Origin of the sequence: Bulleidia extructa W1219 (genome assembly GCF_000177375.1) — a bacterium.
Lineage (GTDB): Bacteria > Bacillota_I > Bacilli_A > Erysipelotrichales > Erysipelotrichaceae > Bulleidia > Bulleidia extructa.
The window spans coordinates 1-25939 of record NZ_ADFR01000003.1; the positions used below are offsets into that span (position 1 = coordinate 1).

32 protein-coding genes and 2 tRNA genes are annotated in these 25939 nt (G+C 36.4%); 26 read left to right on the forward strand and 8 right to left on the reverse strand.

Features of this window, described 5'->3' with window-relative positions:
• From rsxE to HMPREF9013_RS02460, 4 genes are all read left to right on the forward strand, one after another.
• A partial coding sequence (gene rsxE, locus HMPREF9013_RS02445) for an electron transport complex subunit RsxE (RefSeq protein WP_006626791.1) occupies window positions 1-652 on the forward strand: 652 nt, incomplete at its 5' end.
• Between the two features lie 2 nt (window positions 653-654).
• Window positions 655-1227 carry an electron transport complex protein RnfA gene (locus HMPREF9013_RS02450; protein ID WP_006626792.1) on the forward strand — a complete coding sequence of 191 codons (573 nt, stop codon included), beginning with the start codon at window positions 655-657 and terminating at the stop codon, window positions 1225-1227.
• Window positions 1227-1421 carry a hypothetical protein gene (locus HMPREF9013_RS02455; RefSeq protein ID WP_006626793.1) on the forward strand — a complete coding sequence of 65 codons (195 nt, stop codon included), beginning with the start codon at window positions 1227-1229 and terminating at the stop codon, window positions 1419-1421. The genes HMPREF9013_RS02450 and HMPREF9013_RS02455 overlap by 1 nt, the downstream gene beginning before the upstream one ends.
• 1 nt (window position 1422) lies before the next feature.
• Window positions 1423-1701 carry a (Fe-S)-binding protein gene (locus tag HMPREF9013_RS02460; protein ID WP_006626794.1) on the forward strand — a complete coding sequence of 93 codons (279 nt, stop codon included), beginning with the start codon at window positions 1423-1425 and terminating at the stop codon, window positions 1699-1701.
• A 73-nt stretch (window positions 1702-1774) separates the two neighbouring features.
• Here HMPREF9013_RS02460 and HMPREF9013_RS02465 read toward each other — a convergent pair.
• Window positions 1775-1848 (reverse strand) — tRNA-His (locus HMPREF9013_RS02465).
• Window positions 1849-1891: 43 nt separating this feature from the next.
• Between HMPREF9013_RS02465 and HMPREF9013_RS07180 the strand changes: the two genes are divergently transcribed.
• The 8 genes from HMPREF9013_RS07180 to HMPREF9013_RS02505 all read left to right on the forward strand — a co-directional run bounded on the left by HMPREF9013_RS07180 (window position 1892) and on the right by HMPREF9013_RS02505 (window position 8666).
• Window positions 1892-2617 (forward strand): M48 family metallopeptidase, encoded by a 726-nt coding sequence (locus tag HMPREF9013_RS07180; protein ID WP_006626795.1) that lies wholly within the window; start codon window positions 1892-1894, stop codon window positions 2615-2617.
• A gap of 23 nt (window positions 2618-2640) precedes the next feature.
• Window positions 2641-2832 carry a hypothetical protein gene (locus HMPREF9013_RS02475; protein ID WP_006626796.1) on the forward strand — a complete coding sequence of 64 codons (192 nt, stop codon included), beginning with the start codon at window positions 2641-2643 and terminating at the stop codon, window positions 2830-2832.
• 51 nt (window positions 2833-2883) lie between these two features.
• Window positions 2884-3552, forward strand: a complete 669-nt coding sequence (locus HMPREF9013_RS02480) for an ankyrin repeat domain-containing protein (RefSeq protein WP_006626797.1) — start codon at window positions 2884-2886, stop codon at window positions 3550-3552.
• 13 nt (window positions 3553-3565) lie between these two features.
• Complete coding sequence (locus HMPREF9013_RS02485) at window positions 3566-5638, forward strand: elongation factor G (protein WP_006626798.1); 2073 nt, start codon at window positions 3566-3568, stop codon at window positions 5636-5638.
• A gap of 93 nt (window positions 5639-5731) precedes the next feature.
• A complete protein-coding gene (locus tag HMPREF9013_RS02490; RefSeq protein ID WP_006626799.1) occupies window positions 5732-6043 on the forward strand; it encodes a single-stranded DNA-binding protein in 312 nt (103 codons plus the stop codon).
• A gap of 43 nt (window positions 6044-6086) precedes the next feature.
• Window positions 6087-6731, forward strand: a complete 645-nt coding sequence (locus HMPREF9013_RS02495; protein ID WP_006626800.1) for a trimeric intracellular cation channel family protein — start codon at window positions 6087-6089, stop codon at window positions 6729-6731.
• An 11-nt stretch (window positions 6732-6742) separates the two neighbouring features.
• Complete coding sequence (locus tag HMPREF9013_RS02500) at window positions 6743-8371, forward strand: DUF5605 domain-containing protein (RefSeq protein ID WP_006626801.1); 1629 nt, start codon at window positions 6743-6745, stop codon at window positions 8369-8371.
• A gap of 37 nt (window positions 8372-8408) precedes the next feature.
• Window positions 8409-8666 (forward strand): hypothetical protein, encoded by a 258-nt coding sequence (locus HMPREF9013_RS02505; RefSeq protein WP_006626802.1) that lies wholly within the window; start codon window positions 8409-8411, stop codon window positions 8664-8666.
• A gap of 10 nt (window positions 8667-8676) precedes the next feature.
• Here the strand turns inward: HMPREF9013_RS02505 and HMPREF9013_RS07430 are convergent, their stop codons facing one another.
• On the reverse strand, window positions 8677-9096 hold the full coding sequence (locus tag HMPREF9013_RS07430) for a hypothetical protein (protein ID WP_006626803.1): 420 nt from the start codon (window positions 9094-9096) through the stop codon (window positions 8677-8679).
• A 125-nt stretch (window positions 9097-9221) separates the two neighbouring features.
• On the opposite strand from HMPREF9013_RS07430, the gene HMPREF9013_RS02510 reads away from it, so the two are divergent.
• The 7 genes from HMPREF9013_RS02510 (at window position 9222) to HMPREF9013_RS02540 (ending at window position 13502) form a co-directional block, all read left to right on the forward strand.
• Window positions 9222-10409, forward strand: a complete 1188-nt coding sequence (locus HMPREF9013_RS02510) for a cation:proton antiporter (protein WP_006626804.1) — start codon at window positions 9222-9224, stop codon at window positions 10407-10409.
• Between the two features lie 61 nt (window positions 10410-10470).
• Window positions 10471-10752 carry a hypothetical protein gene (locus HMPREF9013_RS02515; protein WP_006626805.1) on the forward strand — a complete coding sequence of 94 codons (282 nt, stop codon included), beginning with the start codon at window positions 10471-10473 and terminating at the stop codon, window positions 10750-10752.
• A complete protein-coding gene (locus HMPREF9013_RS02520) occupies window positions 10749-10997 on the forward strand; it encodes a DUF1653 domain-containing protein (protein ID WP_006626806.1) in 249 nt (82 codons plus the stop codon). Before HMPREF9013_RS02515 ends, HMPREF9013_RS02520 begins: the two co-directional genes overlap by 4 nt.
• 26 nt (window positions 10998-11023) lie before the next feature.
• Window positions 11024-11107: transfer RNA gene (locus HMPREF9013_RS02525), tRNA-Leu, on the forward strand.
• A gap of 320 nt (window positions 11108-11427) precedes the next feature.
• Window positions 11428-12081: a hypothetical protein gene (locus HMPREF9013_RS02530; protein ID WP_156780623.1), complete on the forward strand. Its 654-nt coding sequence runs from the start codon at window positions 11428-11430 to the stop codon at window positions 12079-12081.
• A gap of 79 nt (window positions 12082-12160) precedes the next feature.
• Window positions 12161-12739: an NUDIX hydrolase gene (locus HMPREF9013_RS02535; protein ID WP_006626808.1), complete on the forward strand. Its 579-nt coding sequence runs from the start codon at window positions 12161-12163 to the stop codon at window positions 12737-12739.
• Window positions 12729-13502: a DUF554 domain-containing protein gene (locus HMPREF9013_RS02540; protein WP_083793758.1), complete on the forward strand. Its 774-nt coding sequence runs from the start codon at window positions 12729-12731 to the stop codon at window positions 13500-13502. The genes HMPREF9013_RS02535 and HMPREF9013_RS02540 overlap by 11 nt, the downstream gene beginning before the upstream one ends.
• Before the next feature lie 118 nt (window positions 13503-13620).
• Here HMPREF9013_RS02540 and HMPREF9013_RS02545 read toward each other — a convergent pair whose 3' ends face one another.
• Window positions 13621-14787, reverse strand: a complete 1167-nt coding sequence (locus HMPREF9013_RS02545) for a CapA family protein (RefSeq protein ID WP_006626810.1) — start codon at window positions 14785-14787, stop codon at window positions 13621-13623.
• A gap of 99 nt (window positions 14788-14886) precedes the next feature.
• Between HMPREF9013_RS02545 and HMPREF9013_RS02550 the strand changes: the two genes are divergently transcribed.
• Window positions 14887-16347, forward strand: a complete 1461-nt coding sequence (locus tag HMPREF9013_RS02550; RefSeq protein WP_006626811.1) for a DUF438 domain-containing protein — start codon at window positions 14887-14889, stop codon at window positions 16345-16347.
• A gap of 11 nt (window positions 16348-16358) precedes the next feature.
• Here HMPREF9013_RS02550 and HMPREF9013_RS02555 read toward each other — a convergent pair whose 3' ends face one another.
• Genes HMPREF9013_RS02555 through HMPREF9013_RS02575 form a run of 5 tightly spaced genes read right to left on the reverse strand, consistent with a single transcriptional unit; the run spans window position 16359 to window position 19704 of the window.
• A complete protein-coding gene (locus tag HMPREF9013_RS02555; protein WP_006626812.1) occupies window positions 16359-16784 on the reverse strand; it encodes a hypothetical protein in 426 nt (141 codons plus the stop codon).
• The gene (locus HMPREF9013_RS02560) at window positions 16781-17611 is read right to left on the reverse strand and encodes a metal ABC transporter permease (RefSeq protein ID WP_006626813.1); all 831 of its coding nucleotides are present in this window, start codon (window positions 17609-17611) and stop codon (window positions 16781-16783) included. Before HMPREF9013_RS02560 ends, HMPREF9013_RS02555 begins: the two co-directional genes overlap by 4 nt.
• On the reverse strand, window positions 17608-18273 hold the full coding sequence (locus tag HMPREF9013_RS02565; protein WP_006626814.1) for a metal ABC transporter ATP-binding protein: 666 nt from the start codon (window positions 18271-18273) through the stop codon (window positions 17608-17610). Before HMPREF9013_RS02565 ends, HMPREF9013_RS02560 begins: the two co-directional genes overlap by 4 nt.
• A 13-nt stretch (window positions 18274-18286) precedes the next feature.
• Window positions 18287-19273 carry a metal ABC transporter substrate-binding protein gene (locus HMPREF9013_RS02570; RefSeq protein WP_040333355.1) on the reverse strand — a complete coding sequence of 329 codons (987 nt, stop codon included), beginning with the start codon at window positions 19271-19273 and terminating at the stop codon, window positions 18287-18289.
• A gap of 26 nt (window positions 19274-19299) precedes the next feature.
• The gene (locus tag HMPREF9013_RS02575) at window positions 19300-19704 is read right to left on the reverse strand and encodes a Fur family transcriptional regulator (RefSeq protein WP_006626816.1); all 405 of its coding nucleotides are present in this window, start codon (window positions 19702-19704) and stop codon (window positions 19300-19302) included.
• 240 nt (window positions 19705-19944) lie between these two features.
• Here HMPREF9013_RS02575 and HMPREF9013_RS02580 point away from each other — a divergent pair, with 240 nt between their 5' ends.
• The 6 genes from HMPREF9013_RS02580 to HMPREF9013_RS02605 all read left to right on the forward strand — a co-directional run bounded on the left by HMPREF9013_RS02580 (window position 19945) and on the right by HMPREF9013_RS02605 (window position 25859).
• Window positions 19945-20469 (forward strand): phosphatase PAP2 family protein, encoded by a 525-nt coding sequence (locus HMPREF9013_RS02580; RefSeq protein ID WP_006626817.1) that lies wholly within the window; start codon window positions 19945-19947, stop codon window positions 20467-20469.
• Window positions 20470-20496: 27 nt separating this feature from the next.
• Complete coding sequence (gene bcp, locus HMPREF9013_RS02585; RefSeq protein WP_006626818.1) at window positions 20497-20949, forward strand: thioredoxin-dependent thiol peroxidase; 453 nt, start codon at window positions 20497-20499, stop codon at window positions 20947-20949.
• A 141-nt stretch (window positions 20950-21090) separates the two neighbouring features.
• A complete protein-coding gene (locus tag HMPREF9013_RS02590; RefSeq protein WP_006626819.1) occupies window positions 21091-22053 on the forward strand; it encodes a 3-hydroxyacyl-CoA dehydrogenase in 963 nt (320 codons plus the stop codon).
• Between the two features lie 544 nt (window positions 22054-22597).
• Window positions 22598-24796: an anaerobic ribonucleoside-triphosphate reductase gene (gene nrdD, locus HMPREF9013_RS02595; RefSeq protein WP_006626820.1), complete on the forward strand. Its 2199-nt coding sequence runs from the start codon at window positions 22598-22600 to the stop codon at window positions 24794-24796.
• Between the two features lie 43 nt (window positions 24797-24839).
• Window positions 24840-25364, forward strand: coding sequence for an anaerobic ribonucleoside-triphosphate reductase activating protein (gene nrdG / locus HMPREF9013_RS02600; RefSeq protein WP_006626821.1), 525 nt, complete (start codon window positions 24840-24842; stop codon window positions 25362-25364).
• Between the two features lie 69 nt (window positions 25365-25433).
• The gene (locus tag HMPREF9013_RS02605) at window positions 25434-25859 is read left to right on the forward strand and encodes a flavodoxin (protein WP_006626822.1); all 426 of its coding nucleotides are present in this window, start codon (window positions 25434-25436) and stop codon (window positions 25857-25859) included.
• Window positions 25860-25939: the final 80 nt, after the last annotated feature.

Genomic DNA, 25939 nt, shown 5'->3' on the forward strand with positions numbered 1-25939 from the left:
TGAAAAACAAGTTAAAAAACAAGGATTCCTAGGTCGTTTAATCTCCGAAAGTCCCGTGTTTAGTATGTATCTTGGTTTGTGTTCAACGCTGGCAATTTCTACCAGTTTGAATAATGCTCTTGGTATGGGGATTGGTGTTATCTTTGTATTGGTATTATCGAATATGTTGGTATCCATGGTTCGCCACATCACGCCAGATGATATTCACATTCCTGTTTATATTACTATTATTGCTACTTTGGTAACGGTTTTATCAATGTTGATGCATGCTTTTACTCCAACCTTGTTTACAGCATTGGGTGCTTTCTTGGATTTGATTACAGTGAACTGTATTATCTTAGGTCGTGCCGAAGCGTTTGCTTGTAAGAACAATGTGGTAGATTCTGTCAAAGATGGTTTCCAAATGGGGTTAGCCTATACGGGAGCTTTATTGTGCATGGCGGTGATTCGTCAAATTGTAGGAACAGGGATTTTATCCTTATCAAATCCTTTTACCGATCAGTTGATTTTCAAAGTTCAATTGATTCCGGTAGGCTTTGAAATTCCATTATTTACAGAACAGTTTGGGGCCTTTATTACTTTTGCATGTATTGCAGCATTAGTGGCTAATTATAAAAATAGATTAGCGACACAAGGAAAGAGAGGTAAATAAAAATGGATTTATTTACTTTATTGATTGGTGGTTTATTCATTAACAATATCATCCTGACAAAGTTTTTAGGTATGTGTCCTTTTATGGGGGTTTCCACCAAATTGGAATCGGCTTTAGGCATGGGAGTTGCGGTGATATTCGTTATTTTCGGATCATCCGTTATTGCTTGGACGATTTATCATTATGTATTGGTTCCATTTCACATTGAATATATGGAGTTGATTACCTTTATCTTATTGATTGCTGCCTTTGTTCAATTTGTGGAGTTGTTTATTAAAAAGAGCACGCCGGCTTTGTATAAGAGTTTAGGCATTTATCTTCCATTGATTACAACCAATTGTGCGGTTTTATTCGTTGCTCAAGATAACATTGCACAAGGTTATGATTTGGTTCATACAATGGTTAATTCTATTGCGATTCCAGCTGGTTTTGCACTAATGTTATTAATTTTCGCTTCAATTCGTACACGTCTTCAACAAAATGATATTCCAAAGGCGTTTCAAGGAAATCCAATTGCAATGATTTGTGCGGCTATTATGGCGGTTGCTTTCTCTGCTTTAGCGGGTTTGGTTTAATGCCGGCAGGAGTGGTTGCGGCGCTGATTGCCGTTGGATTAGTGGGTTTAAATGTTTGGCTATTAAGAGCTAATCGTAAAACACCAGTTCCAAAGGGATGTGAAAATATAAAACCGGATTGTGAAGCGTGCTGTCTATCGGATTGTGAAGTACGTCATTTATACAAAGAAAGTAAAGTGGAGAAAGGAAAATAATATGCAATTTGTCTATCCGACAGTCTTAATGATCGTTTTAGGTGCTTTGTTGGGGGCTATTTTGTCCTTTGCTTCTAAGAAGTTTGCGGTGGAAGTGGATACACGAGTAGAAGATGTTCGTGCTCTTCTACCAGGTTTGAATTGTGGGGCATGTGGAACTCCTGGTTGTGATGCCATGGCACAAATGCTTGTGAATGGTGAAATCAGTGTTGACCGTTGTCGTCCATCTAAACCGGATCAAAAGGAAGCGATCAATCGGTATTTAGCTGAAAATAGATAGAACGGATGTATAGACTCACTGTATACCGATAAAATAAGAAAAGCCCTTAGAATAAGGGCTTTTAAATCATAAGGGCGATTGACGAGACTCGAACTCGCGAATGCTGGAGCCACAATCCAGAGTGTTAGCCAACTTCACCACAACCGCCATATGCCTAAGTATTCTAGCATATAGAAAGGATGAGTTCAATATGCAAAACACAAAATTTTTATATACCATTGGTTATGAAGTTTATACTATTCAAGTCCAGGTTAAAAATATTCGACATTTGTATTTAAGGGTTATTGGAGATCATCTCATACAAATTAATTGTCATCGTTTTGTTGAAAAGGAACAAATTCTTCATTTTATTCAAGCAAAGGAATCGTGGATTCGTCAACATTCTAATATCAGTCAAAAAGTGAGAAAGACTCGTATTCAAGACGGATACTTAACTATTTTTGGTCAGAAGCGATTAGTTACTTTAAAAAGAGGAGAAGTTAGAAATATTACTCCAATCAAGGACGGTTATGTGGTCACAATTCCTGAATTGACGCAAAAAGAATTTGATCAAGTGGTACAGCCTTTTTATCGTTTTCGCATTTTGAATGAAGCTATGACGGTACGAGCAACTTACGATGAAAAAATTAGAAGAGCAGGAGTGGATAGAATCCCTCTTCTTTATGTTTCCAAGATGAAATCACGCTGGGGATCTTTTTCAGCTAGAACGAATCGAATTCATTTGAATCAACAGTTGATTTTTTATCCTAAATTAGCGTTAGAAGCTGTTTTAGCTCATGAATTTGCACATGTTTTAGTACGAAATCATAGTTTAAAGTTTTATCAGGTGTTACTATCTTGGCTACCGGATTATAAAGAACGTTTAAAACTGTTGAAAAAAGAATCATACGATCTGGAATGTAACGATCTTATTTGAAAGTGCTTTCATATTTTAATGAAATGATTGATAAGAATGATTCAAAAGCTCTTGAGTTGTTTGGAAAGCTTGCTACAATAAAATTAGAAGAAAACCAAAGTGAGGTGACTGTCATGGAAAGGGTCGTTCAAACACAATTCATTTTCATTGATTCCATTCAGGGGGTCATCTTGGGCTTTGGTGCGGACAATGGTGTAGGTTTTAAAGTGGACTAATTATATTGGTTCACTTTTTCTATACCCGTTTGAGACAAGGAGGTAAAGAAAATGGATCAGACAAACTTAGAATTCTTCAAAGCTGCAGCGAGTGGTGATTTTGCGAAGGTATGTAGTGCAATAGCTAAAGGTGCTGATGTGAATGTCACCAATGGAGACGGTAGAACAGCTTTGATGAGAAGCGCTAAGCGTGGTTATGAAGACATCGTTCGTTTTTTACTGGATCATGGAGCTAAAGTGGATATGCGTGATAAAAATAATAAAACAGCCATTATGGGAGCTGCTAAGAAGGGACATTTGGAGATCGTTCGGATGTTAGAACATGCTGGTGCCGATGTGAATGCTCGTGATAATAAAGGGCGCAGTGCTTTAGCTAGGGCCTCTTTATTAGGTGAAAAAGAGACGGTTGAATATTTAATTTCAAAAGGGGCGGATGTAAATTCACAAGATGAAAAAGGAAGAACAGCTTTGATGGAAGCAGTGAATTCTTACAGCATGGATGTGGTTGAAGTATTGGTTCATCATGGAGCTAATGTGAATCAATCTGATTTTGAAGGCTGTACAGCTTTGATGAGAGCTGCTTATACAGGTATTCCAAGTTTAGTACAAACCTTACTACATTTAGGAGCCGATCGAACGATTAAAGATCATAATGGTCAATTAGCAATCCATTATGTTCGCAAGGAATGTTTTGAAGATTTGAAAGGCGTTTTAGCGTAGAGAGGTATCCTAGATGCAATTAAGAGATTATAAAGCCAATGAGGTTCGTAATGTTGTTGTTCTTGGTCACTCTGGAGCAGGTAAGTCTTCTTTAATTGAAGCAGCCATGTTTTATACTAAAGAAATTGATAAATACGGTAAAAACCAAGATGGAACAACCACTTTAAATTATGATGCAGAAGAAGGAAAACGTGGGTTATCGGTTTATTGCCATGTAGCTCCTGTTCTCTGGAAAGAAATGAAAATCAATTTTATTGATACCCCGGGATATTTGGATTATCAAGGTGAAGAGGCGACCGGTTTAAGAGTGGGTGATAATGCTTTGATTGTTGTGGACGCAAAAGAATCTTTGAAATCAGGAACGATTCGAGCATGGAAAGAAGCGGCTCTTAAACAACAATTACCGACCATCTTCTTTATCAATAAGTTAGACGATGATCAGGCAGATTTCCAAACACGTTATGAAGAATTAAGAGAAAAATTTGGTAAATCGGTGATTTTATTTGAAAGACCAATCATCGAAAACCGCAAAGTCTTAGGATCGGTGAATATTCTTCGTAAGAAAGCTTGGTATTATGATCGTCCAAATAAACCGGAGCCGATACCGGATCAGTTAAAAGATGAAGTGGAAGCGTATTACAATGAAATCAGTGAAGCCATTGCGATGGGTGATGATGAATTGATGGAAAAATTCTTCTCGGGAGAGGCCTTTGATGAGCATGAATTGGCTAAGGGCTTACGTTTGGGTGTTCGTTCAGGAGAGATTCGCCCTGTTTATTGCGGAAGTGCTGATCAACAGACCGGTATTGAACGTTTGTTGGATTTGATTCATGAATACTTCCCAAGCTATGCAGAAAAAGGAAATGTGGAAGCGGAAGATCTCAAAGGAAATTCAGTTCTGTTAGAAACGAATGAGCAAGAAGCTTTGAGTGCCTTCATCTTTAAGACAATCGTTGATCCTTATGTGGGTAAGATCTCTTATCTAAAGGTGATGAGTGGTGTTTTGAATAGTGATTCACAGGTATATAATCCTAAGAAAGAAATCACGGAAAAGGTTTCACAAGTGTATGTCTTAAATGGTAAATATCAAATTGGTGTGGGTAAGTTATTCACTGGTGATATTGGAGCGGTTGTGAAATTACAAAAGAGTGAAACTGGAGATACATTGGGAACACGAGCAAAAGAAGTCATTTATCCGGAAATTGAGTATCCAAAACCAATGCTAGGTTATGCCATTCACCCGGTTTCCAAGGCTGATGAAGACAAATTATCAGTGGGCATTCATAACTTGATGTCAGAAGATAAGACTATCCATTTTGTGAATAATGAAGAAACACATGAACAAGTATTGTATGGGTTAGGAGATCAACATATTGATGTGATTCTTAGTAAATTGAAATCAAAATATAAAGTTCAGGTCACCACTTCCATTCCAATCATTCAATACCGTGAAACAATCACACAAACGGCTGAAGCACAAGGTCGCTATAAGAAACAAAATGGTGGCGCTGGTCAATTTGGTGATGTATGGGTACGCTTTGAACCATGTGATAGTGAAGAAATGGTTTTTGAAGAAGAAGTATTTGGTGGTGCTGTGCCAAAACAATTCTTTGCGCCAACGGAAACAGGTTTGCGTGAAGCTATGAAGAAAGGACCTTTAGCCGGTTATAAAGTGGTTGGTATTAAAGCAACTTTATACGATGGATCCTATCATCCGGTAGATTCAAAAGAGAATGCCTTTAAAGAAGCGGCTCGTTTGGCTGTTCAGGCAGGGTTACCAAAGGCGAAACCTGTCTTATTGGAACCGATTGGCAAGGTGACGGTTATGGCTCCGGAAGAGTATACAGGGACGATTATGGGTGATTTCACAAAGAGACGTGGCGTAATTACAGATGTAAATGCGAATGAAACAGGTGAACAAATCATTCAGGCAGAAGTGCCAATGGCAGAAATGTTGACGTATGCGGCCGAACTACGGTCCATGAGTCAAGGGGTTGGAACGTATGTTTTAAGTTTTGATCGTTATGAACAAGCTCCTCATGATGTATCAGAAAAAGTGATTGCAACCAGAAAGGAAGCGGAATAAAGGAAATCGGAAAAGATTTCCTTTTTTAGAAGGGGGAATTCTAAATTCCTCGGGAAAGAAGTAGGTGAGGCAATAAAGCCCAGGAGGAATGCTATGTGTGATACTAATGTGGTAGAAATCAGTGGAACGATTGCAGAAGAACCTGTGTATCGAACCACTAAAAATGACCAAGGAATGTCAACTTTCTCTATTAAAGTGCAACGAAAGGAACCTTCCAAGGCAAAAGATTTTTTGAATATCGTAGCTTGGGGAGATCAAGCCAACGTAGTTCGTGATTCTTATCATGAAGGAGAAAAAATTGGAGTAAAGGGACATCTGCGGAAACAATATTACATGACGCAAGATGGTACGAAACGTTATAATCTTCAAATTGTAGCAGAGGATATTTACCGACCAAAAAGTTAAAAACACGGTTTCAACCGTGTTTTTTTATGCCATAATAGTGCATATGAATGCGTTTTTGACTTTTCAGTGGATTTTGGAAATGCTAGGAACGATTGCGTTTGCTATATCAGGTTCAATTATTGGTATGCGTTCACAATTAGATTTATTTGGAGTTTCTATGTTGGCGGTAATTACAGCGACTTGTGGCGGTTTGATCCGAGATGTTATTTTAGGGGTATTCCCTCCTGCCTCTTTACAAAACCCCATCTATATATTAGTTTCGATTCTGGTTGGAATTATCTCTTTTTATGTGGTTTATTTTCAAGTAGGAGAACATGTCCTTCGTCGTAAAAAGGCACGAATGGTTTTGTTATGGATGGACTCCGTTGGCTTGGGTATTTTTACAGTTGTAGGGATCGCTCAAGCATATCGCTTATACCCGGAAGGTGGCAATTCTTTATTGGTGCTAGCGGGAGTGATGACTGGTGTTGGTGGAGGATTGGTTCGTGATGTAATCGTGAATGAATTACCACAAATTTTTCGTAAGGATATTTATGCAAGTGCTTCTATCATAGGAGCGCTAGTTTGTACTTGGTTGATTCGTATGCAAGTAACTGTGAGTATTTGGATGTTATTTGGTACAATATTAATAGCGATTATACGTTTGGTAGCGGCGTATCGAAAATGGGAGTTGCCGAAGTTGAAATAAAGGAGAAGAACATGAGTGAAGAAAATAAACAAGTCCTCTATCGTCCAGTTAAATTGAAAGCCCGAGCAAAATGGTTGGAAGGCCAATGGGCTAAAGTGTTGGTTACCAATAAATGGGAGAGTAAAATTTTAGATACACAGTATGAGGATGGGAACTATGTAGCTTGTTTTTTGCCTAGATATGAGGGTAAGTACAATTATGTTTTCCAAAGTAATTTTGGTTTACAAGAACATGGAACGATGGATGTTGAAAAAGGTTATTTTCATGGTCAGATTCAAGTTCAAGGAAGTGAATTTCTATATCAAGATGGCACTTTTTTTCATCCCTTTGGGACAGAAGAATTATATTTGTTAGAATATCCGGAAGAGGATTTTAAATTTTGTATTCATGATTGGGTGGAAAATGGGGTGAATCTAGTCTCTTTTTTAGCTCTTCCTAGTGAACAAGAGGAGTTAGGTGATGCTTATTGGGAACATTTGGAAGAGGTGATTTCTGGTCTTCAAGAAGCTCATATCCAAGCAGAATTGATTTTATTTAAAGAGGGGAATAGCCCAATCATTTCTCGTTTAGATTGGTTAAAAAAGGCTTTGAAACATTTGTCAATCTATACGAATATCTGGTGGAATTTGGGCGATGCCAAACAAATGATATCCAAGAAAGACTTCGATTCTTTGGTGCAAGAGATTGTGAAAGATCAAGATCATCGTGTTTTAAGTGTCATTTCTAAGGAACAAGAAGATATGGAAAATCCGGCTTTTACACATATTGAATGGAATGCTGGTGATCATTACGATATGGAAATAGAGGCTTTGAAGGTCTATCATAAGCCGTTAATAGTTCGCTCTTATGGTTATGAAGGTAGGGATATAAATTCTATTATGTCCGAAGAAGTAACTCGCCGCATGTGGGATATTGTTTTAAAAGGGGCTTATCTATTTGTACAAGATTCTTTGTTAAAACGGTTATCTTTATTAGCGACTTTTGTAGAAAAGATGAAACCTGTAGTACCATCACAAGTGCTAAAGGATACCTTAGTGCTAAAACAGGAAGAAAAGAATGAACAGCCTAGCGTTTTCTTACGGTACTTTGGTTACCATACTCCTTCGGAAATGAAGTTACATCTTGACGCTGAAGAAATCTATCAAGTAGAGACTCTAGATACTTGGCACTTAGATTCTTCAATGGACCTTTACCATGGACAAGATACGATTGAATTACAAGGGGATCCTTATATGGCTCTTTTGGTACAAAAGGGAGAGGGAATGGTCTTGTTGAAAGAAGCTTATGATTATGATGAAGAGAATGAAGAACCGGTTCAAAAGGAAGTAGTGGTTGAAACCCATCAGCTTGAACATGAAAAAAATCCGGATTTTTTAAATGTTCTGGATTTTGCGTTGCCTGATGTACCGGCAGAAAAAGATTTAATTGATGAATTAAAAGATTCGTTATCTTTAAATATAGAGGATTTAGAAGAAGATGAAACGAAATCGATTTCGTTGTCAGATTCTTTACAACTACCAAGTGATTTGGATTTGGTGGATGATGAATTGCCTGATATTGTGACACAAACACATTCTTTTGAGTTGGATGTGGATAAAGAGGATTCTTTAGAAATACCTAGTATTCGTTTTCACTCTTAAGTAGTGGTGTATAATGTTTTTAAAAGGAGAATAAATTATGGAACCATTAGAATTTAAATTTGATACGCAATTGTTAATTGATGGTCAAAATCTAGATGAAGATGAAATTGATGAGTATATTACAGAACATTTTGAAGGGGATAGTTTATTAGTAGTAGGAGATGATACTTTGATTAAGATTCATTTTCATACGAATCAGCCTTGGCAAATTCTGGAGTATGGTCAATCGATTGGAGACATTTATGATGTGGTTGTTGAAAATATGGAACGCCAACAAAATGGACTAAAGGGCTAAAGGCCCTTTTTTAGACTTGGAAACTATAAAAGTAACTAAGAGCGATTAAATAGCTATACTCACTTAATCCTGTTATTGTTCCTTGACTGACAATAGATAAAGCGGCTAAAGCCAGTAGGAGACTGATGATTTTCCAAGTGGAAGGATAGTACTGAAATTTTCTTAAGAAAGGATAGGTGTATAACACAAAAGCAGTATTAGCTAAAACCAAATGGATTTGTGGATGGTTGAGATAAGAAAAAAAGAGTGTTGAAATCAAGGCAATCCATAGGAATATGGCGATGGTTCGATAATGTATGCGATAAAGAGTGTAAGAAACTTGCGTGGCCATAAGAAAAGCGAATACTTGATATAAGTAAGACTGATTGACTAAACCGCTTAAATTATCTTGGGGATGACTAAGCCATAAGCTAAAATAAAAAAGGGGCATTATCCACTTGAGAAAAAGAGTGTAATTCATACCATTAGTATATCTATTTTGATTTGAAAAATTAAGAAGCTGGTTTTATAATAGTCACGGACTCGAAGGCTAAGGGCCCGAAAAGGAGTCTTTTTTTGTTTAAGAATAAAGAGGGAGATCAAATGGAATACTTATTTAATTTAGCAATTATTTTGTTCGTGGCAAAATTATTTAGTGTTGGTGCTAAGAAATTAAATCTTCCAGAAGTGGTTGGTATGATTTTTGCGGGTTTGATTCTTGGACCGGCTTGTTTTTCCATTGTTAAAGAAACGAACTTTATTGATCAGTTGGCGGAAATCGGGGTCATATTGTTGATGTTTGAGGCTGGATTAGAAACAGACTTGAAACAATTGAAAGAAACGGGGCTAAAATCTACTTTGATAGCCTGTGCTGGTGTTTTCGTTCCTATTGTTTTTGGAACCGTTTTATTTATGTTATTCTACGGATTTGGTACATTTGGCTCTGAACAAATGATAAAGGGCTTATTTGTGGGTACGATCATGTCTGCGACTTCTGTTTCTATTACAGTAGCTGTCTTAAAAGAATTAGGGGTTTTAAATGGAAAAGTTGGAACGACTATTACAGGAGCGGCTATCATTGATGATGTGATTGGAATTATAGTCTTAACACTGGTGATGAGCCTGAAAGATCCAAGTGCGAGTGTTGGTATGGTTATTCTAAAGGCCTTCTTATTTTTCGCATTATCTATTGGGCTAGGTATGATTATTTATCGAACTTTTGCCTGGTTATCGGCTCGTTATTCTAAACAAAGAAGAGTTTCTGTGGCTTCCCTTGTGTATTGCTTGATGATGGCTTATATAGCGGAAAAGTATTTTGGAATTGCGGATATTACAGGAGCTTATGTGGCCGGGGTTGTTCTTTGTAATTTAAATGATTCTACTTACATTGAAAGAAGAATTGAAATCAGTTCATATATGGTATTTGCACCGGTATTTTTTGCCAGTATTGGATTAAAAACAACTTTTAATTCCATGAATCTGACTTTATTATTGTTTTCCATTGCTTTTGTGATTGTATCTATGATGGGTAAAGTGATCGGTTGTGGTGGAATTGCTTGTTTGTTGGGGTTTGATCAGCAAGAATCTTTGCAAATTGGATCGGGCATGATGGCTCGTGGAGAAGTGGCTTTGATTACAGCACAAAAGGGATTGTCGGCAGGTTTATTGACGGCTGAATTCTTTACGCCTGTGATTTTCTTAATTTTAATCAGTTCTTTTATCACCCCTATTGCTTTAAAGAAATTGTTTGGAGCTAAATCTTAAGAAGAGGTATCTATTTTTAGAACGGCTAAGGTATAATGAAAGCACGTAGGAGAAGATAATCATGGATGAAAATTTGGAAAAGATGATCAAGGAATTGGGAAAGAAATCGGAAAACCGTGAAAAAGATTCCGATGGTTCAAGTAATAGTGAGAATGATGTTTTACAACAAGTGACTGATCAGGTAAGAGATATGATTCCGGAGAATCAGAATTTAGGTGATTTAATGGAAAAGGTAAAACAGATGGATGGAAATTTATTAAATCAAGCCAAGGAACTTATGGCCAATGAAGATTTTCAAAAAACCGTTCAATCTGTTATGGAGAAATTAAAAAATAAAGAATGAGAGAAATTCAACTTCATCACGTTTACCATCACTTTAAAGGGAAGGATTATTTGGTTGAAGATATAGCCTTCCATTCAGAAACAGGGGAGAAGTATGTGGTCTATCGTATGTTATATGGAGATGGTTCTTTATGGATTCGCCCTTTATCCATGTTTTTAGAGGAAGTGGATACAAAGAAATATCCGAATTGTCCACAAAAATACCGCTTTGAGCTAAAAGATATAGAAAGTGTTCTAGACAAGTAATGATTTTTTGGATAAAATAATTAAGCGCCCTCGTGATGAAATTGGTAGACGTAGGGGACTCAAAATCCCCCGGTAGTGATACCGTGCCGGTTCGAGTCCGGCCGAGGGCATTATGGTTAAGGAAGTACGAAATCGTGCTTCTTTTTTCATTTATCATGAAATTTTAACGCAGGAATCATATATTTACCAGACTATGGATTTTTCTAATAGAAATCAAATGGCAGAAAAGAATAATGTAAGGTTTAATTTATTTTAGAGAATTAAAGATTGAAAAAGTGTGCAAAATTAAAAACCAAGATAAATTTTCTCTTGGTATAAATAAACATCCTAGATGTACACGGGAATCCTGTAACAATTGAACAGGCAAAAAATTTATTGAATGGTAGGGTATATTTCCTAAAGAAAGTAGGATCATTTACGGATGGGTTATATGAAGTTATCTTACGTTAAAAAGCAGCTTTGTTTCCTTGTTTTATGTTGTATTTTAGTTCTACTTTTAGGTTGTAAGATAACCTCTAATCCGTCATCTATTCAAAGTGGTTCTGTTGGTGATTCTAAAGCGCAAAATGAAGTATTACCTATTCGCTCATTAAAGCCAATCTCCAGTGAAGATTTAAAAATGAAAAAGAATTCTTTTTTCTATGATTTAGAATTTCATCCGATTGATATAAAACGTTCACTTCAATTAAAGGAAGAAGTTTATGATATATCCGAAAAACCTATCAAACAATTGGTCATGAAAGAAACTCTTATGTCACCAATTAAACTGACTGCTGATTATAAAGTAGATAAAAGTATCCTGGGTGGTTTTCAAGATGGAAAAGAGTATCATTTACAAAGTGATGCTCTTCAGAATAAAGAAATACTAAGTCGCTTGATAGGTGTGAATACCTCGTTGCCGATTTCACATAGATTTAGGTATATGGAAGATTTTCATTTAAAAGAAGGTATTATAGCCATTTATTTTTATCCTATTGGTTATGAGATTTCAGGGGATACTACCTTCTATATGGTGAAGGGAAGAAATCAATTTCATCGGTTATATTGTGATGGTATTTACGAAGTTCGAGTTAGAAAAAAGTGAATGACTGAAAGCAGTGAAGAAGATGTGACAAATTGTAGTTTGTGACATCTTTTTTTATAATAGCAAAGGAGGAAATTATATGGACCGTAAACATCTCATTCAACAATTACAAGCGTATATTCCTTTTAATGAACAAGAGAAAAAAGATAAAAGGATTTTTTTGGAACAATTAAACATCAAGAATATCTTTCAAAGAGAAAATGAAGTGGGACATTTTACGGCTTCTTGCTGGATTGTTAACCAAGATCATACAAAAGTCTTATTGGCCTATCATAATTTTTTTCAGTCTTATGCTTGGTTAGGTGGTCATTGTGATGGAGATGAAAATTGTTTACGAGTAGCTTTGAAAGAAGCTAGGGAAGAGAGTGGATTAAGTCATATACAAGTATTATCAAAGAACCCTTTTTCTATTGAGACGTTGGTGGTTGGTGGACATGAAAAAAATGGTAAATATGTATCGAGCCATCTTCATTTTAATGTGACGTATTTATTTCAAGCTGATGATCAAGAAGAAATTCATATTAAAGAAGATGAGAATTCAGCCATCGCTTGGTTTGATCGTTCTTCCTTTATGAATCAAGTGAATGAAGTCTGGATGAAAGAACGAATTTATCAAAAATTAAATAGCCGAATCATACAATTTTTTGATGAAAAATGAACAGGAATTCTGTCTTTATAATGGTATTCTTAAAATTGTATGGAGGAATTTTATGTTTGCGATGGGAACCGTGATTGATACAGCCCTTGGTCTGCTTGGAGGTATCATAGGAATTATTTGTGGTCCTAGATTGAATAAAAATTTACAAGAAGCTTTATTAACGGTGGTAGGTATTTCTCTTATTATTTTAGGTCTTTCCAATGTTTTTACCGGCATGATTTATTTGGAGGGGAATCACCTTCGTACACAAAATATCATGTTATTATTGGCTGGATTACCTTTAGGAACCTTGATTGGTGAGCTATTTCATATTCAGAATTTATTAGAACATTTGGCTGAATTTATTAAGAAAAAGACCGGAAATGTGAAAGATCCTCAGTTTGTACAAGCTTTTTTGGCAACCACTTGTATGATTGCTATTGGAGCAATGGGAATTTTGGGTTGTGTGCAGGATGCTCTTGGTGGTGATCACTCTTTATTGATTGGAAAGGGGATCATTGATTTGATTTTAGTGGCTTTAATGAGTGCTTCTTTAGGAAAAGGAGCTATTTTTGCGAATGTTCCGATGTTCTTATTACAAATCGGATTAACAGCCCTTTTCAGTTTATTTGGAGACATGATTTATCCATCTACTTTGAATCGTCTAACTTTAATGGGGGGTGTCTTAATTATGTGTATTGGTTTAAATGTGGCTTTTGATAAAAAAATACGGGTTATGAATTTATTACCTGCATTAGTGATTGCTCTTTTTTGGCCTTGGTAGTGGCTGGGCTTGTAGATCAGCCCAAAGACTTTGTTTTAGAAACTTTACCTAATCGTAGATATGAAAAGAGGTTATGTAACCCTGCGATGTTTTCATCAGCGGTTTTTACATAACCTTTTTAATGCATATTATTGACGGGAATAGAGGGATCTAGGGAAGTTAAAATTTTAGTTAAAGTCTTGTTCATAGTTTCTTTATTGGGATATAGTTTTGTGCTTAGTTGACTGTAAGGATAAACCTTAAAGTTATGATTGCGTGGTTTGGAATAAGTGTAAATGAACTCTGTTTTTAAATTGTCTAAAGTAATGGTGGAAATACCATCTGTGGTGGTTTTATTGATGCGAATAGAAGCCATATAACCATTCATACTTTGTTCACGATTCCATTGATCACTAATCATATTGCCAAAAGCGTAGAAAACGATACTTTTATGATTATTAAGCCATTGAATAGGTTGAATGGTATGAGGATGATTGCCGATGATGATATCCGCACCAGCATCCGCTAATTCTTGGGCTAAGCGTTTTTGTTCAGAGCTTGGCTGAGCTTGATATTCAATTCCCCAATGGATCGCTACTAAAACAACATCGGCTTTTTCTTTGGCTTTTTTGACTTGATTCAACATTTCTTGTTCTCGACCTGCATAGCAATTGACCAAATATTCTTTTCCGACTGGAGTTTTAAAACCATTCATACCATAGGTCCAGGAAAAGAAGGCGTATTTAATGCCATTAACTTCATGAATACGAATGGCTTGCTGGGCTTCTTTGGAAGCATAGGTTCCTTCAGCAATAATTTCCGGGTGTCGATCAAAGAATTTTCTCTGAGCTAGAATACCGGCTTCGCCTTTATCTAAGGAGTGATTAGTTGCTGTAGAAACTAGGTTAAATCCCTGGTCAATCATGTTTTGACCCCACTCTTGTGGAGAATTGAACAAGGGATAGCTACTGAGTCCTAAAGCAGTACCTCCTAATAGAGTTTCTTGATTGTAATAACGAAGGTCATAGGGCTTGGCACTTTTTCCAATGAGTTCGATTTGTTTGGTAAAGTCGTAAGTATTCCCCGTCTTAGCTTCTCGGTAGATGGAATTGTGAATCAAAGAGTCCCCTACCATGAATAAGGTGGCGGATGTTTTAGTGGTTTGTGGTTTCTTCTTTTCGGATGGTTGTTGAATTTCTGTTACTTTATTTGGTTGACCATTTAGGTAATGATGTAAGAAATAGATCGTGATCATACTGCTAACCAGTAAGATGCTATACGCTATTTTCCAAATTTTTTTCTTCATCTTTTTCTCTCCCTTATTACGGCTATTTTATCATTGCTAAGATAATCTTTCCTATAGTTTGTTAAATTGGATAGTATACTGATGACAAAAGGAGATTTTATGACAAAGGTGATTGACTTAGAAGCAACGGTATTTACACTTGTGCAACAATACCCAGAGTTAAAAGAAATTTTATTAAACTTAGGATTTAGTGAGATTGTAAACCCCATTATGTTTAATACAATGGGAAAAATAATGACTTTGAAAAAAGGATCTAAAGTTAAAAAAATTCCACTGGATCAGATTATAAAGACCTTAGAAGAAAAAGGATTTGAAGTGATTCATCAACCGAAATTCTCTTCTGAAACAAAGGATACGAAGGTTTCAAGGGAAAGAGAGGCACTGTTAAAAAGCTATGTGCAACGGTTAACACAAGGAGAAGATATGGAAGCGGTTCGCCAAGATTTCAAAGCTCATTTCAAGGATGTATCAGCGGTTGAAATTGCTCGGGCTGAACAGGCGTTGTTGCAAGAAGGAGTAAAGTTGAAAGATGTTCAAAAGCTTTGTGATGTCCATTCTGCTTTATTTCACGGAACAACAACAAGAGAAAGAAGGAAAGAGACCACAGCTGGTTTTGATCAAGAAATAGCGAACAAAACAGAGGCGTGTATTCAAGAAAGAGGCCATCCTTTACATATCTTGAGTCTTGAAAATAGAGCTATTGAGGAAAAGGTGACTCATATTCAAACGATATTGAATCAAGGAACAGAAATTTCAACCTTAGACAAACAACTAAGAGAATTGCAAGAAATCACTCGACACTACAAAAAGAAACAAGAAACCATATATCCTTTATTGAAAGTTAATTATGACTATCCGGGGCCATCAGAAGTGATGTGGGGTGTGGAAGATGAAATCAAGACTTCATTATCCCATGTGCTTTCTCATTTAGATGAAAAACATCGAAAGGCTTTACAACTTACTTTAGATCGTATTCATGAAATGATTTACAAAGAAGAGAATATTTTATTTCCTATTTGTGTGGCGAATTTTAAGGAAGAAGAATGGTTGGCTATGGCTAAAGATTTCCCTACTTATGGTCCTTGTTTGATGGCTGAAATGCCTCGTTGGGATCGAGTGAAAGTAGAGGAAGATAAGCTTGATTTGAATGATCAGGAGATTCAAATATCGGGTGGTCATATGTCTTTGGCACAATTGAAGGCTATGTTAAATACTTTACCAATGGAAATTACATTAGTTGATGAAAAAGACATCAATGTATATTTTAACGAAGGGGAAAAGTTATTCACTCGTCCACAAATGGCACTTGGTCGTCCCGTGTATTCTTGTCATCCAATGCGTGTGGAACCAATGGTGCGTCTGTTGATACATGATTTTAAGACGGGTAAGAGAAATTCTATGCACATTCTTTCAGAAAAACAAGGACAGGATGTTTTGGTAAACTATTATGCCTTAAGAAATAAAAAAGGCGACTATTTAGGTACGTTAGAAGCGGTGCAGGTAGTAACCGGCTTAAAAAAGGCTATCTTAAAAGGAAAAAAAGGTCCAATTGATCTATAAAAAAGAAGAGGTTACTTGACCTCTTCTACTTTTTCTAAAACAGCCTCTTTTAATTTTACGGTATGACCGACATCATCGGGTTGGAACTCATACACACCTTTTAAGGTGATTTCTGTTCCGTCTCGAGGCAGTTTAGTATTTTCTTTTAATTTGAATTCAATACCTTGTTGGCAACATTTTAAAGCATCCATAATCAAACAAGAAACATAGGTTTCTTTGGTCTTTTCATCTTTGAAGTGGACGATAATTCCTTTCATACGAACCGTTTTACCAATATAATCCTGTGGTTGCATGATCATTTGCGATACTTTCGAATACACCATGGTTGAGGATAATTGGGTCAAATCTACTTGAGCATCACTTTTAGGTGTGCTGAAAGCAGTGGAACAGCCTCCCACCAATAAGAAAACAAAGAGAAACGCAATTATTTTTTTCATTTTGATCCCTCCATTTTTTTCCATAGCCATATAATAATAAACGCGATCATATCCATTAGTACGATGGTGGATCCTACTGGTGAACCCAATAAAATAGATAGAAGTAATCCACTAACTGAACATAAAACAGATAGAATTGTCGAACAAATCGTAACGGCTTTGAAACTATGATATAGCCTCATGGCTGAAAGGGCCGGGAAGATGATCAAAGCAGAAATTAATAAAGAGCCAACTAAATTCATAGCTAAAACAATCACCAAGGAAATCAATATGGCCATGAGTATATTATATAGGTTGGTATTAAAACCCGTAGCTTTGGTAAACCCTTCATCAAATGTTAATGCAAAGATGCGGTGATGTAAATACGCAAATAATAAAATCAATATAACAGATAAAGATAGAGACAAAACAACTTTTTCTATGTTTAAAGTTAAAATGGAAGTGGCTCCAAATAAAGAAGCACAAACATCTCCTGATAGATTAGCCCTTTTTGCAAAGATATTCATAATTAAATAGCCCATACCCAAAGAACTGACGGATATTAAAGCCATATTGGCATCACCTTTGATTTTAGTGCGCCCGGATAATAGAACAATTGAAGCTAGAATGGTACAGGGTAAAGTAATCCAAATATCGTTACTTAAACCTGTCACAGCAGCTACAGACATAGCTCCAAACGCCACATGACTTAAGCTGTCACCAATGTAGGAATAGCGTTTTAATACTAAAGTGACTCCTAATAAAGAAGCACATAAGGAAACACAAATTGTCACGATAAACGCATATTGCACAAAAGGATAAGATAGATATAACAATAAGGTATTCATTCTTTTTCTCCTAGATAGTCTTCTTTTTTACCGAAGAAGAAGTCTTTTTCAAAGCTGAGAATATGACTGGCTCTTTTTAAGGCATACTGACGATCGTGAGTGATCATGACAATGGTCATTCCTTCTGTTTGATTGAGTTCGTCAATTAAAGAATAGAGTTCGTGGGTGACTTGTTCATCTAAACCCGCTGTTGGTTCATCAAGAAACAAGAGTTCTTGGCTGGCACATAGAGCTCTGGCTAACAGGACGCGTTGTTGTTGTCCACCAGACAAAGTGGCGAATGTTTTATCACAAAAAGAGTCGATGCCCATTTTTTTCATAAAGAAATAGGCTTTTTCTTTTTCTTTTTGCGAATAGAAAGGACGCCATTTTAATTGAGCAATAAAACCGGATAGAACAACTTCTTTAACGGAAGCAGGAAAATCCGCTTGGATATTTCTTTGTTGTGGAAGATAACCAATGGTTACTTTGGGATCAAAGTGGATAGTTCCTGATAAACTTGGGATTAGACCAAGCAAAGTTTTCAAAAGAGTGCTTTTTCCGCTTCCATTTTCACCAATGACACAAAGATAATCTTTTTTTTGAATAGAGAAGGTGATAGAAGAATGTAATACATGGTGTTCATAACCGATGCTTAAGTCTTTGACAAGAAGTTGTTCCATAAAGCTCCTTTCTTTAGTTATTCAAGTATTTTGTTAATGTTTCCAGGTTTTTTTGCATAGCCTTTAAATAGGAGGTGTCGTCTTTTGTGGTGGATGTTTGGAGGGAATCTAGCGTTAAGATGCCTTGATTTTTGGCCTTTGTATTAGAAATAACAGTTTTAGCAATCTTTTGATTGGAACGGTCAATGACCAAAATATTTTTAAGACCTAAAGCATCTATTTTTTTAGCTAGGAAAACCACCGTTTCAAAACTGGCTTCTGATTCTGCGGAACATCCGGAAAAAGCAGCGAAATATTTCAATCCGTAATCATGAGTCAAATAGCGGAAAGGGAAACGATCACCGAAAACAAGAGTTTTATTTTTGGCTTTTGAGGTAAGCTCTTTGTATTGATGGTGTAGCTGATCTAGTTTCGATAAATAATCTTGGGTGTTTTTAGTATAAAGATCTTTGTGGTCAGGGTCAACGGAAATGAGCTGTTTGGAAATGGCTTGAACTATTGTTTTTGCGTTTGATAAGGATAACCAAACATGCTCGTCTGTTTCCGGCTCTTCTTCATGTTCATGATGATCATGGTCGTGATCGTGATCTTTTTGCATACCTTCTACAGTTTCTTCTTTTAATGTCTTTTTACCAATGGTTTCTACCATGTTGATGACTTTACGATTCTTATTATTTGGATTTTTTAAGGCATTGGCCACCCATTTGTCAGATTCTCCTCCAACGTGTACAAAAATATCAGCCTCTTTTATTTTGGCGATATCTTCTACACTGGCTTGGTAGTTGTGTATATCTACTCCTTTGTCCAATAGAAAAGTGACGTCAGCATTTTTAAAATTGTCACCCATAATTTGTTTGATCCAATCATAAGCTGGATAGATGGCGACTACGATCTTGATTTTCTTCGTCGTTGTTTTGGTAGTGGGCTTCGTTGTGCACGCACTGGCAAATACAGCTATGAACAGAACAAGAGCTAACATTGTTTTTTTAAATAATTTCATAAATTTTCCCTTTCTTCCTTGAAATATCATTGGCATTGTTGGCATTGCCCAACAAAAACGGTCTTCGTTAAATTCAGCTTGCATTGGTGGCTTTGTTGAAGTTTACTCTGGATTTCCAAGAGTTCTTCACATGGAAGATGGTATAGTTTCCCACACTTTTCGCAACGAAAATGGGCAAAAATTTGTTCATGTTCACATAAATATTCATAACAAGCCGCTTCACCGGGAATGGAGGGATATTGATGTAAAATTCCCTCTTTGACTAAGGCTTCTATTTGACGGTAGAGAGTTGTTATGCTTATTGCTATATTCTTTTCTTGCAAAGCTTTGTGAACGTTAGCGATCGTGAAATGGATGCCCGGTTGTTTTTTGAAAAAGGATTGGATCAATTCTTTTTGCTTGGTATGATAATTAGACCTAGAATGACTCATTGAAAACCTCCCAGAATTTGAAAACCATTTTCATTTTAAAAAAGACTATCATAGAATGTCAATATGAAAATCATTTTCAATTTGGCTTTACTAATTGTCTGTTTTCAAGAAAGAAGTGAAATATAGAAATATAAGAAGAATTCATGCTTGGAAATGTTCAAATCAAAAAAAGTGGCTTACAATAGGACGTGTTAAAGGTAAGGTTTAATGACGATTATTCTTGTTAATAAGTAGGTGCTCATGGAACAGACGATTTTATTGGCGATACAACGATATATGGGAATACCTTGTCTAGTTCAAGTCAGTCAATTCTTAGGTATGATTGCTGAACATGGAGAAGTGTGGATCCTGTTTTTGCTGTTTTTGCTTTGTTTTAAAAAGACGAGAAAAATGGCTTTATTGGGATTTGCTGCTTTGGTGGTGGAAGCTGTTTTGGTGAATTTGTTTTTAAAACCGCTTTTGCATCGATCAAGACCTTGTATGGTCAATCCTTCTTTGCTGAAAGGAAGTTTTTGCCCAAAGGATTATTCTTGGCCATCGGGTCATAGTGCCAGTTCTTTTGCGGTTGCCGGTGTTTTTCTTTGGTCTAAAACCAGGTATCGGTTTGTGATGATTACCTTTGCAATGATGATTGCTTTTAGTCGCATGATTTTATACGTGCACTGGTTTAGTGATATTCTTTCGGGAATCGGGATTGGATTGGGCATCAGTTATTTAGCTGTATATAGCCAACGTTTTGAGCATTTTTCTCGAATTAATGTTTAAGAAGATCATAAGAAAAAGGAGATTTATATGTTAGCAATAGGTACCAAAGCACCATCTTTTGAACTATTGGATCAAGATGGTCAGAAACACAGTCTACAAGAATATAGGGGAAAGAAAGTTATCTTATATTTTTATCCGAAAGATAACACTAGTGGATGTACGAAAGAGGCTTGTGAATTTAAAGAGAATTATCCACAATTCCAAGAAAAGGGAGCTGTCATTTTAGGGATTTCCAAGGATAGTGTGACGTCGCATAAAAAGTTTCAAGAAGCGTTTCAACTTCCCTTTACATTATTATCTGATCCGGATTTAGAAGTCATTCGAGCTTATGAGGTATGGGTGGAAAAATCAATGTATGGCAGAAAATATATGGGCGTGGAACGTTCGACGTATTTGATCAACGAAGAAGGCATTATTGAAAAAACATTTCAGAAAGTAAAACCAACCAATCATTCCAAGGATGTGCTGAAAGGATTATAGAAATCCCTTTTTGTGCATTTTTTAAATAAATTCACAAAATATGTATCATTATACAAAAAATGGTCAACTCTTTGTATGATGGATGATGAGAAATTCGTTTATATTCATTCTTGTAAGCTAAGTTGCTTACCAGGAGGAAAAATGAGTTTTCAAAAGATCGCTGTTGCAGGAAGTGGCGTATTAGGTAGTCAGATAGCGTTTCAAATTGCCTATCAAGGATTTGATGTTGTCGTCTATGACATTAATGAAAAGGCTTTGGCTTCAGGAAAAGAAAAAATAGAATCGCTGGCAGAAGTGTATAGTCAGGAAATCAGTCAAGCTGAAAAAGAGTATCGAGAGAAAGCTGGTCACATCAACTATAATCACAACCTTTTACCGGGATTAGATGAAATGTTTTATTTCAAAGTGGAAAAAGGCATTAAACGAGTTAATGGATTACCATCACAAATTTTATTGACCGACAATTTGGAATTGGCTTTGACTGATGCGGATTTAATGATCGAAGCTATTCCAGAAGATATTGAAATTAAAGAGAGGTTTTATAAAAAAGTAGCGCAAGTAGCCCCGGAAAAAACCATTTTTGCGACGAATTCTTCTACTTTATTGCCATCTCTTTTTGCGAAGACAACGGGAAGACCCGATCGTTTTTTAGCTCTTCATTTCGCCAATGAGATTTGGCGTAATAATACAGCTGAAGTGATGGGACATGCAGGGACAGATGAAACGGTTTTCAATCAAGTGGTTCAATTCGCAAAAGAGATAGGAATGATTCCTTTGCCACTACATAAAGAATATCCAGGGTATATCTTAAATGCGATTTTGGTGCCTTTCTTAGAAGCAGCACAGAAATTATTGCTACATGGAGTGGCGGATCCGGAAACCATTGATTGTACATGGCGTATGGCGACCGGTGCTCCTTTGGGCCCTCTTCAAATTTTAGATATTGTGGGTATCCAAACGGCTTATCATATTTTGAAAAATTATGCAGACACGGCTAAAGATAAAAATAATATTCATGCGCAATTGGCAAAAATGTTAAAAGAAGAATATTTAGATAAGGGCAGAACCGGAAAAGCATCCGGGAGAGGATTTTATCAATATTGAGGTGATTAAAATCACCTTTTTATTTTTCTTAGGAAAGGGAAAATAAATGGTCTATTCTGTTCAACCGGATAGGATAGCGATCAACATTATTTTTAAGATGGCTTGTGATTAGGTATTTCTTAATGGAATTGTACAAAATACCTATCCAGTCATGCAAAGAGGTGTGACTGAAGTGACTTTGTTTGATGATTTTTTCTTTGTATCTAAGTTTTGAGTGATTGAAAGATGGTTTGTGAACCTTGTACTAAAAGAATATATTTCTAAAGGGTGTCATCATTTTTACATGATAAGATTTTTGTATAACTGATTTGTTTTGGCGATCTATGGGAAAAATGATTTTTATTTTGATTATTTTAATGAAAATGAAAACACGTAAAGAAGGCGTATTTAAAGGGTTTCTGGTATTGTGCTTTTCATCACAAAAAATGTAATGATTTTCATGAGTTATTTTGATTGAAATTCTGATTTTTTGGTTGTATGATAACTTCACAGTCTCAATTAGTTGCGTACGCAACTAATTTTCAAAAACGGAAAGGGAAATCATATGAAAGTAATCAAGAGAAGTGGAGAAGAAGTTTTATTTGATGCCAATAAAATTAAAAAAGCCGTTCAAAAAGCGAATGAAGCCACAGAGGTTCATCATCAAGCCGGTGAAGAAGTTATTCAACAAATCAGTGAAGGTGTAGTAGCGAAATGTAAAGCATTAAATCGTTCTGTATCGGTTGAAGAAATTCAAGATATGGTAGAGAATGCTTTGATGGAAGCGAAAGTGTATCAAGTGGCACATAACTATATTACTTATCGTTATGAAAGAGCTTTGGTGCGTAAGGCGAATACGACCGATAAGAAGATTCTTTCTTTATTAGAGAGAAATAATGAAGAAGCTAAACAGGAAAATTCCAATAAGAATCCAACAGTAAACAGTACTCAACGTGATTACATGGCCGGTGAAGTTTCCAAAGATATTACCAAGCGCTTTCTTTTGCCACAAGAAATCTGGGAAGCGCACGAAAAAGGGATCATTCATTTTCACGACTCGGACTACTTTGCTCAACCTATGTACAATTGTTGCTTAGTGAATTTAGAGGATATGCTGCAAAATGGAACGGTCATTTCAGGTACTTTGATTGAAAAGCCTCATAGTTTTGCGACAGCTTGTAATATTGCTACCCAAATCATCGCTCAAGTGGCTTCTAATCAATATGGTGGGCAAACGATCACTTTATCTCACTTGGCTCCTTTTGTACAAATTTCTCGTGAAAAACATCAAGAAAGTGTACGCAAAGAAATGAAAGAGGCGGGTGTAGAATGCAGTGAAGAAGAAATTCAAAAATTAGCTGAACTTCGTGTACGTAAAGAAATTAAAACGGGTGTACAAACCATTCAATACCAAATCATTACCTTAATGACTACCAATGGGCAAGCGCCATTTGTGACAGTCTTCATGTATTTAGATGAAGTTGAAGATGGACAGATTCGTCAAGACTTGGCTTTGATTATTGAGGAAATGTTGAAACAACGCATGCAAGGCGTTAAGAATGAAAATGGAGTGTGGATCACACCGGCTTTCCCGAAACTTATTTATGCTTTAGATGAAGATAATATGAATCCGAATTCCAAATATTATTATTTGACGAAATTAGCGGCTCAATGTACGGCTAAGAGAATGGTTCCGGATTATATTTCCGCTAAGATTATGAAACAACTAAAAGGGGATGTATATCCTTGTATGGGCTGTCGTAGCTTTTTAACAGCTGATCGTTTTACGGATGCTGGTAAAGGTAATCTGGCAAAGGCTGAAAGCTATCGTTCAGAACATAAATATTATGGTCGATTCAATCAAGGAGTGGTTACCATTAACTTAGTGGATATTGCTTGTTCTTCAAGTCAAACAGAAGAAAGATTCTGGAAGGTGTTTGATGATCGTCTGGAATTGTGCTATAAAGCCTTGATGATTCGTCATCGTCGTTTATTGGGAACGCCATCGGATGTAGCTCCTATTTTGTGGCAATATGGAGCAATTGCTCGTCTGGAAAAAGGTGAGGTGATTGATCGATTGTTATTTGATGGTTATTCCACCATTTCATTAGGCTATGGTGGTCTAAACGAATGTGTCAAATATATGACAGGAGAAACCATTACTTCTGAAAGAGGAAAAGAATTCGGCTTGCGTGTGATGCAATATTTAAATGATGCTTGTGAAAAATGGAAGAAAGAAACGAATATTGATTTTTCGGTTTATGGAACACCGATGGAAAGCACCACATATAAATTTGCGAAATGTCTACAAGAGCGTTTTGGAATTATTGAGGGAGTGACGGATCATAACTACATCACCAACTCTTATCACGTGCATGTTCAAGAAGAAATCAATGCGTTTGATAAGTTGAGTTTAGAAGCTAGCTTCCAAGCTTTATCTCCAGGTGGCGCCATTTCCTATGTGGAAGTTCCAAATCTTCAAAATAACATTGATGCCGTATTGGCTTTGATGAATCATATTTATGAAACCATCACGTATGCTGAATTGAACACAAAATCAGATTATTGCCAAGAATGTGGTTATTCTGGGGAAATTAAAATTGTGGAAGAAGATGGTGGTAAATTGGTTTGGGAATGTCCAAGTTGTGGTAATCGTGACCAAAATAAGATGAACGTGGCTCGTCGTACTTGTGGATATATTGGTACTCAATTTTGGAACCAAGGACGTACACAAGAAATTAAGGAACGTGTTTTGCACTTATAAAAACGATTGGTCAAACAATCGTTTTTTCTAAAGGAGGGTTAGCATGTATTACGGTAATATCAAAAAATACGATATTGCAGATGGACCGGGGGTGCGTGTTTCTATTTTTGTATCAGGATGTACCAACCGTTGCAAAGGTTGTTTTAATGTTCAAACATGGAATTTTTGTTATGGTCAAGAATATACGGAAGAAACTAAGAATTATGTTTTGGAAGCCATGGACAGACCGTATATTGAAGGTTTGACATTATTAGGAGGTGAACCGTTTGAACTGGAAAATCAAAAAGAGCTTGTGGAATTGTTAAAAGAAGCTAAAAAACGCTATCCTGATAAGAATTATTGGTCTTATACCGGTTTTGTTTATGATCGTGATCTTGTACCTGGAGGAAGACGATATGGTCCGCATACCGATGAAATGTTGGATTTGTTAGATGTCTTGGTAGATGGACCGTTTATGTGGCAAAAGAAAAATATTCAATTAAAGTTTCGAGGTTCGGAAAATCAACGTTTGATTGATTTGAAGAAAACGAGAGAATGTGGAAAAGTTGTGTTATTTGAACCAAAATGAATGCTTGTTCATTGACACTAACTGATAGGCTTGTTAATGTGTAGATATGAACTAGGAGGAAAATATAGTATGGCTAAATTAGCAGTTGTTTATTATAGTGCTACTGGAAATTGTCAAATGATGGCAGAGGCTGTTGTTGCCGGAGGGCAAAGTGCCGGTGGTGAAGTGGAATTGATTGAAGCCGGTGATTTCACGGCTGGTGATGTAGCGAATTACGATACGATCGCTTTTGGTTGCTCAGCTTACGGGGCTGAAAACTTGGAAGAAGGTACATTTGAACCGATGTTCCAAGAAGTAGAAGGTCAATTATCGGGTAAAACCATCGGTTTATTTGGATCGTATGATTGGGGCGATGGTAGCTGGATGCGTGAGTGGCAAGATCGTGTGGTAGCAGATGGAGCTAATCTTATTCAAGAAGGAGTGATCGCTAATCTGACTCCAGATGAAGAAGGGCTAGAAGCTTGTCGCCAATTGGGTGCTGCTTTAGTAAAGTAAGTTAACAGGGGTGATGTTGAATCATCCTTTTTTTTACAAGAAAATGAGGGAAAATTGTTAGGACGGTCTAACGGCTGTTC

Excerpts from the sequence above, each read along its gene's own strand:
- HMPREF9013_RS02565 (WP_006626814.1), bottom strand. The coding sequence starts at position 18,273 with ATGGAACAACTTCTTGTCAAAGACTTAAGCATCGGTTATGAACACCAT.
- HMPREF9013_RS02535 (WP_006626808.1), top strand. The coding sequence starts at position 12,161 with ATGGACCGTAAACATCTCATTCAACAATTACAAGCGTATATTCCTTTT.
- HMPREF9013_RS02545 (WP_006626810.1), bottom strand. The coding sequence starts at position 14,787 with ATGAAGAAAAAAATTTGGAAAATAGCGTATAGCATCTTACTGGTTAGC.
- HMPREF9013_RS02480 (WP_006626797.1), top strand. The coding sequence starts at position 2,884 with ATGGATCAGACAAACTTAGAATTCTTCAAAGCTGCAGCGAGTGGTGAT.
- HMPREF9013_RS02520 (WP_006626806.1), top strand. The coding sequence starts at position 10,749 with ATGAGAGAAATTCAACTTCATCACGTTTACCATCACTTTAAAGGGAAG.
- HMPREF9013_RS02500 (WP_006626801.1), top strand. The coding sequence starts at position 6,743 with ATGAGTGAAGAAAATAAACAAGTCCTCTATCGTCCAGTTAAATTGAAA.
- HMPREF9013_RS02475 (WP_006626796.1), top strand. The coding sequence starts at position 2,641 with ATGATTGATAAGAATGATTCAAAAGCTCTTGAGTTGTTTGGAAAGCTT.
- HMPREF9013_RS02590 (WP_006626819.1), top strand. The coding sequence starts at position 21,091 with ATGAGTTTTCAAAAGATCGCTGTTGCAGGAAGTGGCGTATTAGGTAGT.
- HMPREF9013_RS02570 (WP_040333355.1), bottom strand. The coding sequence starts at position 19,273 with ATGAAATTATTTAAAAAAACAATGTTAGCTCTTGTTCTGTTCATAGCT.
- nrdG (WP_006626821.1), top strand. The coding sequence starts at position 24,840 with ATGTATTACGGTAATATCAAAAAATACGATATTGCAGATGGACCGGGG.
- HMPREF9013_RS02575 (WP_006626816.1), bottom strand. The coding sequence starts at position 19,704 with ATGAGTCATTCTAGGTCTAATTATCATACCAAGCAAAAAGAATTGATC.
- HMPREF9013_RS02495 (WP_006626800.1), top strand. The coding sequence starts at position 6,087 with ATGAATGCGTTTTTGACTTTTCAGTGGATTTTGGAAATGCTAGGAACG.
- HMPREF9013_RS02540 (WP_083793758.1), top strand. The coding sequence starts at position 12,729 with ATGAAAAATGAACAGGAATTCTGTCTTTATAATGGTATTCTTAAAATT.
- HMPREF9013_RS02485 (WP_006626798.1), top strand. The coding sequence starts at position 3,566 with ATGCAATTAAGAGATTATAAAGCCAATGAGGTTCGTAATGTTGTTGTT.
- HMPREF9013_RS02560 (WP_006626813.1), bottom strand. The coding sequence starts at position 17,611 with ATGAATACCTTATTGTTATATCTATCTTATCCTTTTGTGCAATATGCG.
- HMPREF9013_RS02515 (WP_006626805.1), top strand. The coding sequence starts at position 10,471 with ATGGATGAAAATTTGGAAAAGATGATCAAGGAATTGGGAAAGAAATCG.
- HMPREF9013_RS07430 (WP_006626803.1), bottom strand. The coding sequence starts at position 9,096 with ATGCCCCTTTTTTATTTTAGCTTATGGCTTAGTCATCCCCAAGATAAT.
- HMPREF9013_RS02580 (WP_006626817.1), top strand. The coding sequence starts at position 19,945 with ATGGAACAGACGATTTTATTGGCGATACAACGATATATGGGAATACCT.
- nrdD (WP_006626820.1), top strand. The coding sequence starts at position 22,598 with ATGAAAGTAATCAAGAGAAGTGGAGAAGAAGTTTTATTTGATGCCAAT.
- HMPREF9013_RS02550 (WP_006626811.1), top strand. The coding sequence starts at position 14,887 with ATGACAAAGGTGATTGACTTAGAAGCAACGGTATTTACACTTGTGCAA.
- HMPREF9013_RS02490 (WP_006626799.1), top strand. The coding sequence starts at position 5,732 with ATGTGTGATACTAATGTGGTAGAAATCAGTGGAACGATTGCAGAAGAA.
- HMPREF9013_RS02530 (WP_156780623.1), top strand. The coding sequence starts at position 11,428 with ATGAAGTTATCTTACGTTAAAAAGCAGCTTTGTTTCCTTGTTTTATGT.
- HMPREF9013_RS02460 (WP_006626794.1), top strand. The coding sequence starts at position 1,423 with ATGCAATTTGTCTATCCGACAGTCTTAATGATCGTTTTAGGTGCTTTG.
- HMPREF9013_RS02455 (WP_006626793.1), top strand. The coding sequence starts at position 1,227 with ATGCCGGCAGGAGTGGTTGCGGCGCTGATTGCCGTTGGATTAGTGGGT.
- HMPREF9013_RS02505 (WP_006626802.1), top strand. The coding sequence starts at position 8,409 with ATGGAACCATTAGAATTTAAATTTGATACGCAATTGTTAATTGATGGT.
- bcp (WP_006626818.1), top strand. The coding sequence starts at position 20,497 with ATGTTAGCAATAGGTACCAAAGCACCATCTTTTGAACTATTGGATCAA.
- HMPREF9013_RS07180 (WP_006626795.1), top strand. The coding sequence starts at position 1,892 with ATGCAAAACACAAAATTTTTATATACCATTGGTTATGAAGTTTATACT.
- HMPREF9013_RS02450 (WP_006626792.1), top strand. The coding sequence starts at position 655 with ATGGATTTATTTACTTTATTGATTGGTGGTTTATTCATTAACAATATC.
- HMPREF9013_RS02555 (WP_006626812.1), bottom strand. The coding sequence starts at position 16,784 with ATGAAAAAAATAATTGCGTTTCTCTTTGTTTTCTTATTGGTGGGAGGC.
- HMPREF9013_RS02605 (WP_006626822.1), top strand. The coding sequence starts at position 25,434 with ATGGCTAAATTAGCAGTTGTTTATTATAGTGCTACTGGAAATTGTCAA.